Consider the following 18,226-nt stretch of genomic DNA (forward strand, 5'->3'; position numbering starts at 1 on the left):
CGATTGGATGATCGCAGTGGCACGTTTCAACGTCGTAGTTTGTCCCGTGTTTCCTCAAAAACTCCTCCTCTTCATTTGCTTCACCTCGCTGGCCTGTGCCGCCGAGTTGAAACATTTCCCGATCTCCGAATTCGGCGCTGTCGCCGATGGGAAAACGATCAACACCGCCGCCATCCAGAAAGCCATCGACCAGGCCGCCGGCGCGGGCGGGGGAGTCGTGGAGATCCCGGCGGGAACTTTCCGCAGCGGATCGATCTTTCTGAAAGCCGGCGTCGAACTCAACCTTGCGGAAAATGCCGTTCTGCTCGGGTCCACTGACATCGAGGACTATCCGAAACGCGAAACCCGCATCGAAGGTCACTTCGAGCCATGGCGGATGGCGCTGGTGAACGCTGAGGAAATCGACCACGTTAGAATCGGCGGCAAGGGCGTCATCGACGGCAACGGCATCACCTTCTGGGCGAAGTTCTGGCAGCGGCGGCGGGAGAATCCGAAGTGCACCAATCTCGAAGTCGAGCGGCCGCGGCTGATGTTCATCGATCGTTGCAAGGACGTTCGCATCGAAGGCATTTCACTGCGTTACTCTGGATTCTGGAATCTTCACATCTACCGTTGCAGCGATGTGGTGGTGGAGAATCTAACGATCATCTCGCCGACCCGCCACACCCAGCACCGGAACTACATGACTCCGGAAATTCTCAAGGGCATGGACAAGGACGCGTCCGTCAGCAACCAGCCGCTCAAGGACAATATCCTCGGCCCCAGCACCGATGGCATCGACATCGACAGCTCGCAAAAGGTCACCGTTCGCAAATGTTATATTTCGGTGAACGACGACAATATCGCCCTCAAAGGCAGCAAGGGCCCGCTCGCCGATCAGGACAAGGACAGTCCGCCGGTCGAGGACATCCTCGTCGAGGACTGCGAGTTCGGCGATGGCAACGGCATGATCACCTGCGGCAGCGAGGCCACCCTCGTCCGCAACGTGACTGCTAGAAATTGCCGGATCACGGGCGATGCCACCATGCTCACCCTCAAGCTCCGCCCCGACACGCCGCAGCATTACGAGAATATTCTTATCGACGGCATCAAGCTGGAAGGAGGAAAAGGCCGCATGCTCAACGTCGCACCCTGGAGTCAGTTTTTCGACCTGAAAGGCCACGCTCCGCCGTCGCGCACGGTCAACAACATCACCATCCGCAACATTACAGGAGCGTTCTACACGCTCGGTTCGCTCGGCGGAAATCCCGGTGACACCCTGCGTGACATCACTCTGGAGAACATCGATCTCAAGCTGGAGGATCCCGGCTTCCAACCGAAGGACGTGAAGAACTTTGTTGCCAGGAATGTCTTGCTCAACGGCAAGCCCTATTGATGCTCGATTTCATGGGTAAAATCTTAACCCCATCGGGTTAAATCTGGGCTAGGGCGCTCGGGTGAACCGTGTTATACCGTGCAATCACCCTTCCGATGCGCGCGTTCGTTTTTACCATTGCCTGTTTGATCTTCGCCTCTCCGTTATCCCGCGGGGCGGATGTTTCCCTCTCCCAGGACGAGCGGTTTTTCAAGGTCTCCAACGGAAAGCTTGCAACGACGATCGACAAGAGTTCCGGGAAAATCACTTCGGTCGCGTTTGGTGGTCAGGAATTGTTGGGGGGAGGGACCGGCTATTGGTCCATGTCCGCGTCATCTGCTAGAAATCGGGTGGGAGGCTTGGGGCGGTCCAATGGACAGGCCGTATCGATCGACCCGGCTGCCAATGGCGGCGAACGGGCCGAAGTCGTCTGCCGGTTTCACGGGACCGGATCTGATGGAGCGTATCCCGGCGCATCGGAAATCCGTTACGCTATGGATCGCGAATCCACCACGATTTATGCGACCGCCGTCCTCGCGCACGGGCCGGGAGACGCGCAGTTCAGGATCGGCGAGGGGCGCTTCGTGATCAAACTCGACACCGGAATCTTCGAGCAGCTCACGGTGGACAAGGATCGTAACTGGATCATGCCGACCAGCGCCGATTGGGACGCCGGCAGTCCGTTGAACCTCAAGGAAGCCCGCCGCATGACCACCGGGATCCATGTCGGATGGGCCGAGCACAAATACAGTTACTCGGCGATTTTGGAAAAAGTTCCGGCTTACGGTTGGCTCGGAACGAAACGGAAATTCGGCGTTTGGATGATCAATCCCAGCGTCGAATACCTCGCAGGTGGCCCGACGAAAATGGAACTGACCGGGCACCTCGACGTCGGCGGCGACGCCCTGCCGACACTGCTCAACATGTGGCACGGCAGCCACTACGGCGGGACCGTGCTGTCGTTAGAAAAGGATGAAAAATGGTCGAAGGTGATTGGTCCGTTCGCGATCCATTTCAACGAAGGAGGCAGCCCCGACCAGCTTTGGAGTTCCGCGCTCGAACGCGCGAAAACCGAGCGCGCCGCCTGGCCGTATCCGTGGGTCAAACAGGACGACTATCCGGCCGCCGCCGCGCGCGGAGGTGTCTCGGGAAAAATCAGGATTGAGGATCCGGCGGGGCCTCCAACGCCGCTCGCAGGGATGTGGGTTGGTCTAACGGCTCCAGACTATGCAACACGCGACCGTTGGAATGACGGAACGGTTGGCTGGCAGCGCGACGGGAAATTCTATCAATACTGGACCCACGCCGGTGCGGACGGTTCGTTTTCCATCAAGGGGGTTCGACCGGGGACTTATGTTTTGCACGCGTTCACCAATGGAGTGTTCGGCGAATTCCAACAGTCCGGAGTGAAGGTGAATGCCGGCGGGATCGCTTCGGCGGGTGAGCTCGTCTGGACGCCGGAGCGGGCGGGACCGACGCTTTGGCAGATTGGAATTCCCGACCGCAGCGCCGCCGAGTTCCGCAACGGCGACCAATACTGGCATTGGGGAAACTATCTGAAATTTAAAACGGATTTTCCGGACGGGGTGAACTACATCGTCGGCAAGAGCGATTGGAAAAAGGACTGGAACATCTGCCAGCCGCTGGACCTGTCGCCCGAGTGCGAAGTGCTCGGTGACTCGGTGTGGACGGTTCGATTTCCGCTGGACACGGTGCCGGACGGCGGAACCCGGCTGCGGATTTCATTTTGCGGATCCCGCGAGGGTTCCAGCCTTTCCCTTTTGCTTAACGGAACCGAGGTGGGGAACACCGGTCCGCTTCCTGAGGACGGAGCCATGCACCGCGATTCCCACCGGGGCATGTCCTTCGAGCGATCGTTCAATTTTCCTCCGGCCCGCTTGAAAACAGGCGAGAACGTCCTTCAGTTCCGCTTGAAGGGAACGGCCTGGCATCAGGGCGTGCTTTATGACTGCATCCGGATGGAAGCGGTGCCGACGTTGGTCACGTCCTCGTGAAACTTGGGGACGGGCTGCAAATCCATGACGATTTATTGAGCTGCAAAGAGGAGAAAAATGGGCGCAAAAATCACAGTTTGCATCTGCCATATTCAAAGAGGGAATCAGGTGATGTCTGGGGATTGTTGCCGAATGGATCACATTTCGATCTCCTCCATCTCCATTTTTGCGTTTTCTTGATCCTTTTTGCGGCAAAAAATCTTCGGATGATGTGGATGCCGCTTCCCTGAAACTTGGGGTTGCACCGGTGGATGGATGCCGCCAAATTTTGCCCGATGAAAAAAGCGTCCATTGGATTTGTCGGAGTCGGGAGGATGGGTGCCAATATCGCCCGCCGCCTGGCGGATTTGGGATACCCGATCGCCGCGGTTTTCGATCATCACGAGAACACAGCGGCATCGCTGGCGGTTGAACTGGGGGCCACGGCGGCAGCCACGCTGCCCGAGGTGACCGCTGCCTCTGACGTGATCTTCACCGTCGTCACCGACGATGCTGCGATGCGCGGGATTTTCGCTGGCGAGGAGTCGCTGCTTAAAGGCGCGGAGGGGAAAATTTTCATCAACTGCGCCACCGTCAGCCCGGCCTCGCATGAAGCGGCCGAAGAGGCGGCGAAGGCTGCCGGAGCTTCCACGCTTGCGGCGAGCATGGCATCGAGCATCACCCAGGCGCGGCAGGGAACACTCTATCTGATGATCGGCGGCGATGCTGACGTATTTGAAAAAGCGGAACCGCTGCTCAAGGACATTTCCGTATCGCTAAGGCACGTCGGGCCGGTAGGCGATGCGGCGAAGATCAAGGCGCTCGTCAACATGGTGATGAACATCAACACCGCCGGACTTGCCGAAGGTCTCGGACTCGGAGCCGCGCTGGGACTGGATTTGCAGACGCTCAAGGAGGTTTTCTCACAGACCGGTGCGAACAGCCGCGTGCTGGAAACCGATGGCGACGACATGATCACGCGCGAGCATGATTGTTATTTTTCCTCCGCCCACGCGGCCAAGGACAGCGGCATTGCCAACGCCCTCGCCGATGCCGCCGGGGTGGGGGTTCCGCTTTCCCACGCGACTGAAGCCCAATACCGGAAAATGATCGACCTCGGTCTCGGCGAGCTCGATAAATCCGGCATCGCCGAGCTGACCTTTCCGGAGCGCGCCGGTGCCTAACTGATTTTTACCATGATGACCGACTGTGAAATCCGGAACCGCTCGGGCGAGCGAATCGACCATACCTTTCATCCCGGCACCCGTGCGGATGCTCTGGTGATTCTCGCCCACGGCGTGACCGGCAACAAGGACCGTCCGCACCTCGTCGCCCTTGCGGAGGGGCTCTCCGCACTCGGCTGGCCGTGTCTGCGGATTTCCTATTCGGGAAATGGCGGATCCGAGGGACGCTTCCAGGATTCCTGCATCACCAGGGAAATAGGCGACCTCCAGGCCGTTCTCGATGCCGTCCCCGACACCGCGCGCGCCGCCTACGTCGGCCACAGCATGGGCGGTGCGGTAGGGGTTCTAACCGCCGCGCGCGACCTCCGTATCCAAGCCTTGATTTCACTCGCGGGCATGACCCACACCGCGGATTTCGTGCGGCGCGAATTCGGTGACGTTACCCCGGGCGAAGGCTTTATGTGGGAGGATGAAAATTGCCCGCTTTCATCGACCTACGTCGACGATCTCCGCCTGATCGGCAACACCCTTTCCGCAGCGGAAGCCGTCACCCAACCATGGCTGCTGATCCACGGCGACGCCGATGATCTCGTTCCCATCCAGGACGGTCGCGACGCCTTCGAAGCCGCGATCTGTGAGAAGGAATTTCTAGCCATTCCCGGCGCTGGACATTCGTTTGACGAAGAAAGCTATCCGCAACTTGTCGAAGCGGTGGATGGGTGGCTCAAGGCTTCGTTCGGGTGAAGTGCATTGCCATCTTCATTTGGCGGTTTGATATTCGATGGATACACCGTCGTCGGAAGGCTCCTTTTTAAATACCCGCACGTTGCTTCCAAAAATTACGAGGATCTTGCTGTCGTTCGCCCAAGAGATTTTTGCAGCGCCGTTGTCGAAGTTGAATGCTCTCCCGGATTTTTCCGATGAAAGGGTGGGGTGCGACTGGCGAGGGTGAGTGCATTTCCACCGATCTTTAAGGCATGCAAAATGCTGTTGCGCTCATCAAGCTGGTTTCCTAATTTGCGGGCCACTTTCCACCTTGCCGCCGTATGAAATCCAAATTCCTCCTCCTCCCCGCCGTTGTCGTCCTCGCCACCGCCTTGATTGGCTGCAAATCCGGGGGCGGGGACTCGATCAAGGTCGGTGAATTCGCCTCGTTGACCGGGAAAGAAGCGACTTTCGGGACCTCCTCGCATGAAGGAACGCTCCTCGCTGTCGAGCAAATCAATGCGGCGGGCGGGGTGTTCGGGAAAAAACTCGAACTCCTCACGGAAGACGACCAAACGAAAGCCGGTGAGCCCGCCAACGCGGTCAACAAGCTGATTTCCAAGGACGGCGTTGTCGCGATCCTCGGTGAAGTGGCTTCCAGTCGCTCGCTTGAAGCCGCGCCGATCTGCCAGCAAAACAAGATCCCGATGATTTCGCCTGCCTCCACCAACCCGACGGTGACGAAGGAAGGCGACTACATTTTCCGCGTCTGCTTCAACGATACTTTCCAAGGCGGCGCGCTTGCCAACTTCGCCAGTGGCACCCTGAAGGCGAAAAAAGTTGCGATCCTCACCGACGTGAAGAGCGACTACAGCAAGGGCCTCGCCAAGAGCTTTAAGGAAAAATACCCGAGCAGCGGCGGCAAGATCGGCATCGAGCTCGACTTCAATGGCGGCGACAAGGATTTCAAAGGCCAGCTCACCGCCATCAAGAGCGATGCACCGGACGCCATCTTCCTTCCGGGATACTACAACGACGTCGCCCTCATTTGCATCCAGGCCAAACAGCTCGGCATGAACATCCCGATCTTCGGCGGCGACGGATGGGAAAGCGAAAGCCTGCTCACCATCGGCCAGGATGCGATGGAAGGTCACTATTTCTCCACCCATTGCTCGATCGAGCAGCCGACTCCGGAAATGACCTCGTTTGTGGATGCCTACAAGAAGCGTTTCAAAGGCAAGACACCCGATGCCATGGCCGTCCTCGGCTACGACTCCGCCCTCGTGTTGGCTGATGCCATGAAACGAGCCGGAACCACCGACGGGCCCAAGCTGCGTGACGCGATCGCCGCCACCAAGGATTTCGCCGGAGCGAGCGGAAAATTCTCCCTCAACGCGGATCGCGACGCGGTGAAAGCCCTCGTTTTCATCCAGATCAAGGGCGGCAAGTTCACCTATAACGCCACGGTGAATCCTTGAAGAAGTTGATGGTCACTGGTTGATAGTTGATAGCGAAGAAATGATCGTTCTCTCATCACGTCTCCTTCTTGCTCTTTCCATCAACCATCAACTCTCAACCATCAACTCTTAGTGGATTGGCTCCAGCAGATCATTAACGGACTCGGGCTGGGAGCCATTTACGCGCTCATCGCGCTGGGCTACACGATGGTGTATGGTGTCCTGCGTTTCATCAATTTCGCGCACAGCGACGTGCTGATGTTAGGCGCTTTCTCCGCGTTTTACATCGCGCCGAAGGTTGAGAAATTGATGGGTTCGCAGTCGGTGATCGGCTGCATCATGGTTTTCGTGATCGCGGCCGGCCTTTGCGCGTGCCTCGGCATGTTGATCGAGCGACTTGCCTATCGACCGTTGAGAAACCGCCCGAAGCTCACGGTGTTGATCACGGCCATCGGCGTTTCGCTGTTGATCGAATTCACCGCACAGAACGAAAAGGTCTTCGGTGCCTCGCCACAGCCCTTTCCTAAACTTCTGCCCGAGCACTCGATCCATTTTGGAAAACTCATCCTCTCCAGCAATGACCTTCTGACAGTTTCGGTTACCGCTGTCCTGCTGATCGGAATGTGGCTCATCGTTCAGAAAACCCGGATCGGCACCGCCATGCGCGCTGTTTCTTACAACCAACAAGCCGCCTCGCTGATGGGTGTTCCGGTCAACCGCATCATTTCATTCACCTTCGGACTCGGTTCCGCGCTCGCTGCCGTCGCCGGGATCCTTTATGCGATCAAGGCTCCTGGAATTGAGCCGTTGATGGGTGTGCAACCCGGCCTTCGCGCATTCGTCGCCGCAGTATTGGGTGGCATCGGAAATCTTCCGGGTGCCGTGCTGGGCGGAATCATCCTCGGGCTGTTGGAAACCATCGCAGGCGGCATTCCCGGTCTGTCGAACTACCGCGACGCCATCGCGTTCGGCATCCTCATCCTCATCCTCATCCTCAAACCCGCCGGTCTGTTGGGCCGCTCATCCGTCGAGAAAGTCTGATGCCGTTTCCCGGAGCAAAACGCTGGCTGCTGCTAGGGATCGCACTCGCGATCCTCGCCTCCTATTTCGCCCCTCAGTTCAACCGTTATTATCTCGGCGTCGTCATCGATGTCGGCATCGCAATCATCCTCGCGACCAGTTTGAACCTGATCAACGGCCATACCGGTCAGTTCAGCCTTGGCCACGCTGGTTTCATGGCTGTGGGGGGATTCTTCTCCGCTTGGCTTTCGCTGAAGGCCGGGGCAACGGCGGAAGCGTTCTGGTTTTTCCCTCTCGTTCTCATTGCCGGAGGTTTGTTGGCCGCTGCCGTAGGATTGTTAGTCGGTGTGCCGTCGCTTCGCTTGCGCGGTGACTACCTCGCTATTGTTACCCTCGGTTTCGGAGAAATCATCCGCGTCATCGCACAGAACACCGAAGCCATCGGCGCTGCCAGTGGACTGAAAGGGATTCCGAAACTCACCAACCTCGGATGGACTTTCGGTTTCGCGGCGATCACGATTTACGCCATCACCGCGCTGGTGAATTCCACCTACGGCCGTGGATTCATCGCCGTCCACGATGACGAAATCGCCGCCGAGTCGAACGGCATCGACACCACCCGCACCAAGGTCACTGCTTTCGTCACAGGCGCTTTCTTCGCCGGAATCGCCGGTGGTTTGTATGCCCATCACAAGCAGTTTCTTTCTCCTACCGGATTCGATTGGCTGAAGTCCATCGACATCGTCGTCATGGTTATTCTCGGCGGAATGGGCCGCACGATCGGTGTCATCGCCGCCGCCATCCTGCTCACGCTGATGCCGGAAGTGCTCCGTGATTTCTCGGAATACCGCATGATTATTTACGCGCTGCTCATCATCATGTTGATGCTGCTGCGTCCCGCCGGACTGTTTTCCTTCAACCTCAAACGCCGCAAACAATCATGAGCGCGCCGTTGCTGGAACTCGAAAAAGCCACCATCAAATTCGGCGGTCTCACCGCCGTTTCGGAACTGACTCTGTCGGTCGGGGAAGGGGAGCTTGTTGGCCTGATCGGTCCCAACGGCGCGGGCAAGACTACGGCGTTCAACATGATCACCGGTGTCTATCAGCCGACGTCGGGGCTCATCAAATTTGCCGGGAGGGATACCCGTGGCATCAAGCCAAACCGCCTCGCCGGATCCGGAATCGCCCGCACCTTCCAGAACATCCGTCTCTTCGCCAGCCTCAGCGTGCTCGACAACATTCGAGTCGCCGCCCGCCTTCACAATGGCGAAGGCTATTTTAGCGCCCTCTGGCGCGGCAAGGGCTGGAAAAACGCCGAAGCGGAAACCGAGAAGAACGCCATCGAACTTCTCGAAATCTTCGACCTCGCCCAGCAGCGTGACGAACTCGCGGTTTCGCTGCCATACGGCGATCAGCGTCGTCTCGAAATCGTCCGCGCCCTCGCCACCCGTCCGAAGCTCCTTCTGTTGGACGAGCCTGCCGCCGGGATGAATCCGTCCGAGAAAGACGACCTCATGCGGCTCATCCGCTTCGTCAAGGAGCGCTACAATCTCTCCGTCCTGCTCGTCGAACACGACATGAAGGTCGTCATGGGCATCTGCGAACGCATCGCCGTCCTCGAATACGGCATCAAGATCGCCGAAGGCACTCCGAAGGAAATCCAATGCCACCCGAAAGTGATCGAGGCCTACCTCGGCGCGGCGGCTGTTTGAAGAGGGAATGCACCGCGAATCTGGCGAATCGAGCGAATCTTTAAGAATTGAAGACATGCAAAATCCCAAATCTCTTTATCCTCTTAAAAAGATTCGCAGGATTCGCCAGATTCGCGGTGCCTCAATCTTAAATCCTACAAGCAGAAAACCTGATTCATGGACCTGATCTATCGAGAAGAGGTTTTCGCTGTGATAGGTGCTTGTTTCGAAGTTTACAACGAAATGAGTTCCGGTTTTTTGGAAGATGTTTACCAAGAGGCCCTGGAACGTGAACTCTCTGCTCGCTGCATCCCGTTTGATTCGAAACCTAAGTTGGAAATCTTTTACAAAGGGAAACTCCTGACCAAAAAGTATGAACCCGATTTCGTCCTCCATTCCAAGATCATCATGGAGATCAAAGCCGTGAGAGTCCTCACCGACGAACACAGAGCGCAAGTCCACAATTATCTCAAGGCATCTTCTTTCCAAGTCGGACTACTCGTGAACTTCGGCAAGCCAGGAACCCTCGAATACGAAAGAATCGTCCGCACCAAATCCTCTCCAAAAGATTCGCTGGATTCGTAAGATTCGCGGTGCCATCCATCTTCTCGTAACAACCATGCTCAAAGTCGAAAATCTCCATGTTTCCTACGGTGCGATCAAAGCGCTTCACGGAGTTTCGCTCAACGTGCCGCAGGGCAGCATCGTCACGTTGATCGGGGCCAATGGCGCCGGGAAATCGACCACGCTGCGTGCTCTATCAGGTTTGGTGAAATCGACGGGTTCAATCCGCTACGACGGACAGGAAATTTCAAAGCTCGCCGCTAACAAAATTGTCGAGACCGGGCTTTGCCACGTCCCGGAAGGCCGCATGGTTTTCGCTAATCTCACGGTTCACGAAAATCTCAAAATGGGCGCATATCTCCAGCGCGACAAGAAGTGGATCTCCTCGCAGACCGACTACGTTTTCAGCCTTTTTCCCCGGCTCAAGGAGCGCGAGAGCCAGTCTGCCGGGACACTCTCCGGTGGTGAGCAGCAGATGCTCGCCATCGGTCGGGCGCTGCTGAGCAAGCCGAGATTTCTGATGCTCGACGAGCCGTCGCTCGGAATCGCGCCTTTGCTGGTGAAAACGATTTTCGAACGCATTGTCGAGATCAACCGCGAGCAAGGACTGACCATTCTCCTCGTTGAGCAAAATGCGAACCTCGCGCTCGACGTCTCCAGCTACGCCTACGTTTTGGAAACCGGGAAAATCCTGCTCGAAGGTCCCTCGGCCCAACTCAAGGCGGATCCCAAGGTGCAGGAATGCTATCTCGGCGCGTGAGCTGGCGGGTCTTCATAGACCTACAAGAAATCGAGCCGCTTGCGTCTTGATTTCAAAGCCGATCCTGATAGTTATCCTTTTTCAATGAGTCCGGACCAAGTGCGAGTCATTTTCGAACGCGTCGCCTACCGCATGGTTTTGGCTGGCTGGTTGAAAGGCTACCGTTTCACCGCTGGAATCGGTCATGAGCTGATCTGGCGCACGGAGGGGGCTCAAAACGCATTGTTGCTCAAGGATCTGAGTGAGAAATACCGCCTCACCGACGATGATCAGTCACCGCTTTATTTCCAGATGGCCTGCAAGGGAATGAGTCTGCCGGACGGCATCTCGTTTCCGGTCATCGACATCGAGGTCTCCGAATTCTGGCAGCTGTGTGTCGGCGAACTCGGCCTTGAAGGCGACAACGATGGGTTGCTCGCGATGGTTCATATCGTTACCAGTTGGGGGCCTGAGTCGGATGCCTCCACTCGAGCCGACGGTTGAGCGTAGGATTACTCCACCTCGCGATGACGCCATCCGGGAAGCAGGAAAATCGATGTCGCCATGCTCAGGATGATGCCGATTACGGCGACGGTGCCCAGGCTGACGAGTGCGTCACTCGACGAGAAAACCAGCGATCCGAAGCCGATCACATTCGACGCACCGCAGAACAGCAGCGCCTTGCCGGTGCCTTGCCAGAGGTCCTTGAAATCACCACCCGTGCGGCGGAGACTGAGCGTCACGTGGATGGCGTAGTCGATGCCAGTTCCTAGCAGAAGAGGCGTGGCCATCAGGTTGACGAAATTCCATTTCAATCCGGTGAGGCTCATGATGGCGAGCAGAAGCAAGGTGCTGATCGCCATTGCGAACATGGCCAGAGCCACGTCCCCGGCACGGCGGAAGATCGCGATCATCATGCCGACGAGCAGGACGAACATCGGGACCAGCATCCGTGTCATGTCATCCGCGACCAGTTTCGCGATCGCCGGTTTGAAAAGCCCCCAGCCGCTCAGCCAGATGCCGCCGCCGGTCATAGCGCGGAATTTCTCATAGTCCTCTCCCGCGGGATCGATGCCTTTCTCATGTTCCAGCGATCCTAGCAGATAGCCGCCGCCACCGTCCTTGCGGGAAATGAACAGACGCATCACTTCACGGGCGGATGCGGATTGCGGGAAAACCAAATCCTGCCCCGCGGTTTGTTTCGCGATGGCTTCCAACACCGCGCGTCCGAGAGCCAATCCTTCGTCGGTGAAGCCGGCGGCATCGGCCTCGCGCAATAAGCGGTCACGATCGGCCGCAAGCGCTGCCAGCACCGGGCGGTTCTCTTTTTGAAGATTGGCATCGGGCCACCAGCCGACAGGGAGAATCGCTTGCCGGACAAAACCGGATTTCCTCGCGGTCTCGATCCGCTGGCGGGCTTCGGCGAGGCGCTCCAACATGGCGGCGTCCGATTTCGCCTCGACGACGATACCGAGCGATTCACCGCTGTAGGCCGGAAACGCCTGCTGGACGTGTTCGAAGGTTTCCATCGCCTCGCTGTTGCGGGGGCGCATGATTTTGGAACTGAACTCCGCGCCAGGCAGACCGTGAACTGCTAGAATCACGATGGCCGCCAGCGAAAGCCCGCCGGTGATCGTCCACGACAGCCTGCTGCGCGGCAGGATCTTTCCACTCCCTCGCGCGGGTTCGCGGTTCACTCCGAATTTCGCGACGAACGGTAGGTAAACTACCAGCATCAGGATGGCCGCTGCCATCAGGCCGAAGGCGACGATGCTGCCGAGTTGGGCCATTCCCGGAAGCCCGCCGAGATTCAACGCGAGGAAAACCACCGTCGTCGTCAGGGCCCCGAAAAACACCGGCTTGCCACTGGCTGCCAGAAGCTCCTTGCGGTCATGTCCGGCGACTTTCGCTTCCTGGCAGATCACCAGTCCGTAGTCCACCGCAAGGCCTATCAGAATTTCAATCGAACTCAGCGCCATGATGCTGAGCTCTCCATAGAGCCAGCCTGCGATGCCGAGAGCCACTGCGAAAACGATCACCAGAATTCCGGTGAGACCGAGTAACAGACTGAAGCGCCGCTGCATCCACCAGAACAGAATTCCTATCAGACCCAGCGTGATGCTGATCGAGCCGCTGAGATCGTTTTCCATCGCGACGCCGATTTCCGAGGAAAACGCCGGCTCACCGGTGAGGCGAACTTTCAGTCCGGCCCCATCGCCTTTTTTCCAATCTTCGACGGATTTCCTCAGCTTCTTCAACCAGACATCCGCCTCGCGATAGCTGGAGATCGGGGTGGGGGAATCCGCGAACAACAGATGTGTCCGCCCGTCCTCGCTCTCAAATGCTTCGCCACCCTGACCCGAGGAATTCATCAACGTCGTGACTGCCGGGTGATTGAGAAAGCCGAACGGGTCGTGGGCCAGCATCACCATGTCGATGCCCTCCATCGAGGTCGCGACCTTGGCCAGTGAATCCTTCACCGCTGCTTGGGAGTTTGCCGGAGAGAGTCTGTTAGCTTGGGCGCGTGTTACCGCTGGATCGCCATTGAGCCAGAGATACGCGAGCAACTCGGCGATGCCTTCCGGCTCCTCGTTCCAGCGCGGTTTCCAGCGGGCGTGTTTCACCACGCCGTCGGCTTCGAGTTTTTTCACCAATGATTCCGCCGCCAGCGACAGGCTGCCGGCGTCGGCCTCGCCACCATCGATGACCAGGATCAGTTCGTCGTTGCGGGAAAATGCTTCGTGAAAGGCTTTCAGTCCCTTCACCTCCGGCAGCTCGCCGGGCAGCATCGAAAGGATGTCCGTGTCGAACCGCAGCCTCAACAAGCCGGACGATGCGGCAAGGATGGCGACGATGAGAATGATTGGGACGGCCAGGCGGCGCAGCATGCGGAGAATCAAGCGGGAATCTCCGGCGGCGGCAAGAAGCTTGCCGGGTTTCAATGTTCAGAAGACAGCGGAAATTCGAAAGCCATGCAATCCACGCATCACTTGTGAAATTACCCGCTGAAAACTGAACACTGAAAACCGACAAGCCTCATCGATCAACTGACGCTTTCCTTTCTCCCAACCATCAACGAGGTGATTACTCCGGTGGCGAGAATGCCGAGAATGACCGCGAGGATGACGAGATTGAACGAATCACCGAGCCAGAGTTTCAGCCATTTCGCGCTCAGCATTTTCATGCCCACCACCAGAAGAATCAGCGACAGCGCGGGCTTGAGATAGCGGAAATTCGCGATCATTCCCGCCAGCGCGAAATACAGCGAACGCAGCCCGAGGATGGCGAAGACGTTGCTGGTGAAAACGAGGAACGGATCCGCCGTGATCGCGAAGATCGCGGGGATTGAATCGACCGCGAAGATCACATCGGTTGTTTCTACCAGCGTCAGCGCCACCGCGGAGGGCGTGAGCAGCCATTTCCCAACAGGGGCCGCGTCCACCACCGCGTCGGCCATCGCGGGGGCACCCGGTTCCGCGGGTTCGCGGGATTCAGGGCTGCCGGCTTTCACCATGAAATGCTGGCCATGGAAGTTCTTGGTGATTGGAAAACGCCTGCCGATCCAGCGGACCAGCGGATTGTTTTCCGGATGTTCCTCCTTTTCCTTCATGAACAGCATTTTCAGCGCCGTGAGGATCAGGAACCCGCCGAACAGATAGAGCACCCAGTGGAAATGCTGCACCAGCGAAGCACCGATCCCGATCATGGCCCCGCGCATCAGCAGGGCCCCGAGAATTCCCCAGAACAACACCCGGTGCTGATAGCGCAACGGCACCGCCAGCGATGCGAACACCATCGCAATCACGAAAATGTTATCCACGCTCAGCGACTTCTCCACCACGTATCCGGTTAGATACTTCATCGCCGCGAGCCTGCCGTTGTTCATCAGCCCGTCCACCGCATCCGGCACCAGTCCCAGCCCGAACCAATGGCCTTCATACGCGGCGTAAACCAGCACCGAAAATGAGAGCCCCAGCGTGATCCATACCGCCGACCACCCCAGCGATTCCTTGAAGCCGACCACGTGCGATTTCCGATGAAACACTCCGAGGTCAAGTGCCAGCATCAGGAACACGAATCCAATGAAAATCACCCACGGCCAAATCATTCCGGAGTGTGGAAATGAAATGGGAGCTCCGCCCATTGGAATCTGGTTCCGATTTTCCACTCCACGTCACCAACCCGCCGATTTCCTATTTCATGAAGCCTCCGTCGCCGCTCGCCGGACACCTCAAGAGTATTGCCCCGCCCGCGGACCGGTGCCAATCTCCGGCCGCGCATGGCCCGTCAATACACCCTTCACCATTCCGCTCCGGCGCACGCTTCCGGCATCGACTACAAGGCGGCGCTCAATGAGGAGCAATATGCGGCCGTTTCCTCGCCGCCCGGTCGAGCGCTGGTCATCGCCGGGGCCGGATCGGGGAAAACCCGCACGCTCACCTACCGCGTGGCCTGGCTGCTCGATCACGCCATCGATGCCCGCGAAGTCCTGCTGCTCACGTTCACGAATAAGGCGTCCCGCGAAATGACCGAGCGCGTCCGGGAACTCGTCCCGCACGACACTTCCGCGCTGTGGGCCGGCACCTTCCACTCCATCGGCTCGCGCATTCTTCGCCGCCACGCCGAGGATCTCGGTTTCACCCGCTCCTTCTCCATCCTTGATCGCGACGACCAGAAATCCATCCTCAACGCCGTCGTCGGCTCGCTCGATATCGATACGAAGCAACGCCGTTTCCCCAAGGCCGACGTGCTCGCCTCGATCTTCTCCCTCATCGAAAACACCGACACCACGCTCGAGGAAGTCATCGCCGCCCGCTACGACCAGTTCTACGACTGGATGGAGAAAATCGAGGAAGTCCGCCTGGGCTACATCAAGAAAAAGCAGGCCACCAACTCGATGGATTTCGACGACCTGCTCGTCCTCACCGTCCGCCTTTTCGATGAACATCCCGACGTGCTCGAACTCTATCAAAAGCGCTTCAAACACGTCCTCGTCGATGAGTATCAGGACACCAACTGCGTCCAGGGCCGCATGATCGACCTGCTCGCCGGCGAAAATAACAGCCTGATGGCTGTCGGCGACGACGCGCAATCCATCTACTCCTGGCGTGGCGCGGACATGTCGCTCATTCTCGGTTTCCCCGTGCGTTATCCGGGTTCCAAGGTCCACATCATCGAGACCAACTACCGCAGCGTCCCCGAGATCCTCGATCTATCAAACGCCGCCATCAGTGCGAACACCGGCCGTTTCGAGAAAGACCTGCGCTCCTCCCGCGAGGCGTTAGGAACGCGGCCCGCGCTGGTCGCCCTGCAGGATCCGTCCAGCCAGGCCGCCTTTGTTGCCCAGCGCATGTTGGAATTGCGCGACGAGGGGATTCCGCTGGAGGAAATGGCCGTGCTCTATCGGGCGCATTTCCAGAGCCTGGAAATCCAAATGGAACTCACCGTCCGCGGCATTCCCTTTTCCATCACCAGCGGCCTGCGCTTCTTCGAGCAGGCCCACATCAAGGACGTCGCCGCCTTCATGCGCTTCGTCGTGAACCGCCGCGATGAAGTCAGTTTCCTCCGCATGGTCGCGCTTCTTCCCGGAATCGGTCCCGGATCCGCGGACAAACTCTGGAACGAATGGTTGAAATCCGGCTGGGCCGAAAAAGAGGACCTCCCGCCGAAATGGTCCGACCTTTTCCTCAAATTCAAGATCCCGAAAAAATCGGCCAAGCACTGGGAGCAACTCTGTTACACGCTCGACGAACTCACGCCCGACGGCGAATTCGCCCGGCCCTCGCAGATGATCTTCAGCATCCTCGAAGGCGTTTACAGTGACTACCTCAGCGCCTCCTTCGACAACGCGGAAAGCCGCCGCGCCGACATCGAGCAGCTTTCCCAATACGGCGGCAACTTCGACGACATCCTCGAGTTCCTCGCCCAGCTCTCGCTGATGAGCTCCACCGACGGCCAACCCACCGGCGACCAATCCGCGCCCGACGACGAAAAAGTCACCCTCTCCTCCATTCACCAGGCCAAGGGCCTCGAATGGAAAGTCGTCTTCCTCATCTGGCTCGTGAACGGCCAATTCCCCAACGGCCGCATCCTCGAAGCCGACGACGCCGACATGCTCGAAGAAGAACGCCGCCTCTTCTACGTCGCCCTAACCAGAGCCAAGGACGAACTCTACCTCACCTATCCGATGATGAACCCCAAGTCCTACAGTGGCGACATCATTTGCCGGCCGTCACAGTTCCTCGAGGATTTCCCGGCAGCCCTTGTCGAAGAATGGCAGGTAGGGAACTCCGATCCATGGGCGGATGATGAGCCGTTTTAAGCGTGGCGGCGGGTTTCAACCGCCATGCCCAACTCATTCCGTTCTTGTTTTCACTCCAACCCCTCTTCCCAGCGATCCGGTTGTCTCAGTTGATGAATCACCGAGACAATATGAACGGCCCGCATTTCCTCTATCACTTCAAACACGATCCGATAAGGAAAGGTTTCGCAGAGCACCCGCCGGTAAGGATTCTCGATGATCCGGAACAACAGCGGCATTTCCCGTGCTTTTTGGATTGCCTTATAAATCTCATCGAGAAAGCGCAACGCCAGTTCCGGATCGATCTCGCGATACCACCGCGCGGCGTCGGCCACCTCCCCGGCGACCTTGGGATGAACGATCAATCCCGTCATGATGACATCCGGGACGAAACTTCCTGTTGGAGTTGCTCCAGAGTCAACGGCTTCACCCGTCCCTCGCGGATCTCAGCAGAGCGGTTCTGGAACATCTTCAGTTCCTCCGTGCTGAAGGGTTCGTCGGTTTCGAGACTCTCCAGGAGTTTCTTAGCCAGAAACGAGCGTTCCGTTCTGGGGAGTTTAAGAACATCCGCCATGATTTCCGTGACCGCTGCCATGGGGTGATCCTAGTTCGGACAGTTTGATTTTCGAGCAATTTCTTCAGGTGCGCGCCCGATGCCGCCGGCCTGTGAGCGAATTTCAATCGAATTTCTCTTCCCGGACGTACTGGGTCACCTGGCCCTGCCGGTCGATGATCATTACCGCCGGCGGCGTGGGATCGCAAAGCTCGCAGGGATGGTTGGGATAAAGGGTCGATCGGTTCGCTTCCACCCGATAGCCGCCGTGGTTGATGCGTCGCACGCTGTAAAGCACTCCGTGAATGCTGCCGTCCTTGCTGCGCTGGTGTTGCGGCCAGCCCTCCCGCTTGGCGATCTCCGCTTGGGCGATCGCCAACGCCTGCGCATGCGTGATGGAGGTTGACGAACCATCGGCCGCCGTCTCCGCGGTCTTGCCTCCTTTGTCATGGAGAGGGGAGAACATGGCACATCCTCCGAGAAGGAACAGCGGCAGCAAGCGGATGAGTGAAAGTTTCATGATGGATTTGACCCTTGGGGCTGGGTCATCTAATAGACGCGTAAATTCTATCTGGCGATCCTTATCAGAACTGGAATAAAAGTCGTCTTCCTGATCTGGCTCGTGAACGGCCAGTTCCCAACGGTCGCATCCTCGAAGCTGA

Annotated in this window: 17 protein-coding genes; 12 read left to right on the forward strand and 5 right to left on the reverse strand. The window is 58.0% G+C overall.

Annotated features, from left to right (window positions below; translation table 11 throughout):
- Positions 1-7 precede the first annotated feature (7 nt).
- The 11 genes from ABIQ96_RS18150 to ABIQ96_RS18200 all read left to right on the forward strand — a co-directional run bounded on the left by ABIQ96_RS18150 (position 8) and on the right by ABIQ96_RS18200 (position 11,214).
- Complete coding sequence (locus ABIQ96_RS18150) at positions 8-1,375, forward strand: glycosyl hydrolase family 28 protein (RefSeq protein WP_348216043.1); 1,368 nt, start codon at positions 8-10, stop codon at positions 1,373-1,375.
- Between the two features lie 95 nt (positions 1,376-1,470).
- A complete protein-coding gene (locus tag ABIQ96_RS18155) occupies positions 1,471-3,369 on the forward strand; it encodes a polysaccharide lyase family protein (RefSeq protein ID WP_348216044.1) in 1,899 nt (632 codons plus the stop codon).
- 275 nt (positions 3,370-3,644) lie between these two features.
- Positions 3,645-4,532 (forward strand): NAD(P)-dependent oxidoreductase, encoded by an 888-nt coding sequence (locus tag ABIQ96_RS18160; RefSeq protein WP_348216045.1) that lies wholly within the window; start codon positions 3,645-3,647, stop codon positions 4,530-4,532.
- Between the two features lie 12 nt (positions 4,533-4,544).
- Complete coding sequence (locus ABIQ96_RS18165; RefSeq protein WP_348216046.1) at positions 4,545-5,276, forward strand: alpha/beta fold hydrolase; 732 nt, start codon at positions 4,545-4,547, stop codon at positions 5,274-5,276.
- Positions 5,277-5,578: 302 nt separating this feature from the next.
- Positions 5,579-6,715: an ABC transporter substrate-binding protein gene (locus tag ABIQ96_RS18170; protein ID WP_348216047.1), complete on the forward strand. Its 1,137-nt coding sequence runs from the start codon at positions 5,579-5,581 to the stop codon at positions 6,713-6,715.
- A gap of 111 nt (positions 6,716-6,826) precedes the next feature.
- Entirely contained in the window at positions 6,827-7,735 is a 909-nt protein-coding gene (locus ABIQ96_RS18175) for a branched-chain amino acid ABC transporter permease (protein WP_348216048.1), read from the forward strand.
- A complete protein-coding gene (locus tag ABIQ96_RS18180; protein WP_348216049.1) occupies positions 7,735-8,658 on the forward strand; it encodes a branched-chain amino acid ABC transporter permease in 924 nt (307 codons plus the stop codon). Before ABIQ96_RS18175 ends, ABIQ96_RS18180 begins: the two co-directional genes overlap by 1 nt.
- On the forward strand, positions 8,655-9,428 hold the full coding sequence (locus ABIQ96_RS18185; RefSeq protein WP_348216050.1) for an ABC transporter ATP-binding protein: 774 nt from the start codon (positions 8,655-8,657) through the stop codon (positions 9,426-9,428). Before ABIQ96_RS18180 ends, ABIQ96_RS18185 begins: the two co-directional genes overlap by 4 nt.
- Before the next feature lie 156 nt (positions 9,429-9,584).
- Positions 9,585-9,992, forward strand: coding sequence for a GxxExxY protein (locus ABIQ96_RS18190; RefSeq protein WP_348216051.1), 408 nt, complete (start codon positions 9,585-9,587; stop codon positions 9,990-9,992).
- Between the two features lie 34 nt (positions 9,993-10,026).
- The gene (locus ABIQ96_RS18195; RefSeq protein ID WP_348216052.1) at positions 10,027-10,731 is read left to right on the forward strand and encodes an ABC transporter ATP-binding protein; all 705 of its coding nucleotides are present in this window, start codon (positions 10,027-10,029) and stop codon (positions 10,729-10,731) included.
- Positions 10,732-10,815: 84 nt separating this feature from the next.
- Complete coding sequence (locus ABIQ96_RS18200) at positions 10,816-11,214, forward strand: hypothetical protein (protein ID WP_348216053.1); 399 nt, start codon at positions 10,816-10,818, stop codon at positions 11,212-11,214.
- 8 nt (positions 11,215-11,222) lie between these two features.
- On the opposite strand, the gene ABIQ96_RS18205 is transcribed toward ABIQ96_RS18200, so the two are convergent.
- Together ABIQ96_RS18205 and ABIQ96_RS18210 are read right to left on the reverse strand one after the other, a co-directional pair.
- Entirely contained in the window at positions 11,223-13,598 is a 2,376-nt protein-coding gene (locus ABIQ96_RS18205) for an MMPL family transporter (RefSeq protein WP_348216054.1), read from the reverse strand.
- 155 nt (positions 13,599-13,753) lie between these two features.
- Entirely contained in the window at positions 13,754-14,818 is a 1,065-nt protein-coding gene (locus ABIQ96_RS18210; RefSeq protein WP_348216055.1) for a TerC family protein, read from the reverse strand.
- 171 nt (positions 14,819-14,989) lie between these two features.
- Between ABIQ96_RS18210 and ABIQ96_RS18215 the strand changes: the two genes are divergently transcribed.
- Entirely contained in the window at positions 14,990-17,032 is a 2,043-nt protein-coding gene (locus ABIQ96_RS18215; protein WP_348216056.1) for an ATP-dependent helicase, read from the forward strand.
- A 50-nt stretch (positions 17,033-17,082) separates the two neighbouring features.
- Here the strand turns inward: ABIQ96_RS18215 and ABIQ96_RS18220 are convergent, their stop codons facing one another.
- From ABIQ96_RS18220 to ABIQ96_RS18230, 3 genes are all read right to left on the reverse strand, one after another.
- A complete protein-coding gene (locus ABIQ96_RS18220) occupies positions 17,083-17,385 on the reverse strand; it encodes a type II toxin-antitoxin system RelE/ParE family toxin (protein ID WP_348216057.1) in 303 nt (100 codons plus the stop codon).
- Positions 17,382-17,606: an addiction module protein gene (locus ABIQ96_RS18225; RefSeq protein WP_348216058.1), complete on the reverse strand. Its 225-nt coding sequence runs from the start codon at positions 17,604-17,606 to the stop codon at positions 17,382-17,384. The genes ABIQ96_RS18220 and ABIQ96_RS18225 overlap by 4 nt, the downstream gene beginning before the upstream one ends.
- A gap of 82 nt (positions 17,607-17,688) precedes the next feature.
- Positions 17,689-18,084: a hypothetical protein gene (locus ABIQ96_RS18230; RefSeq protein ID WP_348216059.1), complete on the reverse strand. Its 396-nt coding sequence runs from the start codon at positions 18,082-18,084 to the stop codon at positions 17,689-17,691.
- Between the last annotated feature and the right edge of the window lie 142 nt (positions 18,085-18,226).

The sequence above is a fragment of the Luteolibacter sp. genome (genome assembly GCF_039920825.1).
Lineage (GTDB): Bacteria > Verrucomicrobiota > Verrucomicrobiia > Verrucomicrobiales > Akkermansiaceae > Luteolibacter.

Bases quoted from the DNA above. Each gene is read 5' to 3' on its own strand.
- ABIQ96_RS18225 (WP_348216058.1), bottom strand. From the start codon at position 17,606: ATGGCAGCGGTCACGGAAATCATGGCGGATGTTCTTAAACTCCCCAGA.
- ABIQ96_RS18200 (WP_348216053.1), top strand. From the start codon at position 10,816: ATGAGTCCGGACCAAGTGCGAGTCATTTTCGAACGCGTCGCCTACCGC.
- ABIQ96_RS18215 (WP_348216056.1), top strand. From the start codon at position 14,990: ATGGCCCGTCAATACACCCTTCACCATTCCGCTCCGGCGCACGCTTCC.
- ABIQ96_RS18150 (WP_348216043.1), top strand. From the start codon at position 8: ATGATCGCAGTGGCACGTTTCAACGTCGTAGTTTGTCCCGTGTTTCCT.
- ABIQ96_RS18195 (WP_348216052.1), top strand. From the start codon at position 10,027: ATGCTCAAAGTCGAAAATCTCCATGTTTCCTACGGTGCGATCAAAGCG.
- ABIQ96_RS18160 (WP_348216045.1), top strand. From the start codon at position 3,645: ATGAAAAAAGCGTCCATTGGATTTGTCGGAGTCGGGAGGATGGGTGCC.
- ABIQ96_RS18220 (WP_348216057.1), bottom strand. From the start codon at position 17,385: ATGACGGGATTGATCGTTCATCCCAAGGTCGCCGGGGAGGTGGCCGAC.
- ABIQ96_RS18230 (WP_348216059.1), bottom strand. From the start codon at position 18,084: ATGAAACTTTCACTCATCCGCTTGCTGCCGCTGTTCCTTCTCGGAGGA.
- ABIQ96_RS18155 (WP_348216044.1), top strand. From the start codon at position 1,471: ATGCGCGCGTTCGTTTTTACCATTGCCTGTTTGATCTTCGCCTCTCCG.
- ABIQ96_RS18165 (WP_348216046.1), top strand. From the start codon at position 4,545: ATGATGACCGACTGTGAAATCCGGAACCGCTCGGGCGAGCGAATCGAC.
- ABIQ96_RS18205 (WP_348216054.1), bottom strand. From the start codon at position 13,598: ATGCTGCGCCGCCTGGCCGTCCCAATCATTCTCATCGTCGCCATCCTT.
- ABIQ96_RS18170 (WP_348216047.1), top strand. From the start codon at position 5,579: ATGAAATCCAAATTCCTCCTCCTCCCCGCCGTTGTCGTCCTCGCCACC.
- ABIQ96_RS18180 (WP_348216049.1), top strand. From the start codon at position 7,735: ATGCCGTTTCCCGGAGCAAAACGCTGGCTGCTGCTAGGGATCGCACTC.
- ABIQ96_RS18210 (WP_348216055.1), bottom strand. From the start codon at position 14,818: ATGATTTGGCCGTGGGTGATTTTCATTGGATTCGTGTTCCTGATGCTG.
- ABIQ96_RS18190 (WP_348216051.1), top strand. From the start codon at position 9,585: ATGGACCTGATCTATCGAGAAGAGGTTTTCGCTGTGATAGGTGCTTGT.
- ABIQ96_RS18185 (WP_348216050.1), top strand. From the start codon at position 8,655: ATGAGCGCGCCGTTGCTGGAACTCGAAAAAGCCACCATCAAATTCGGC.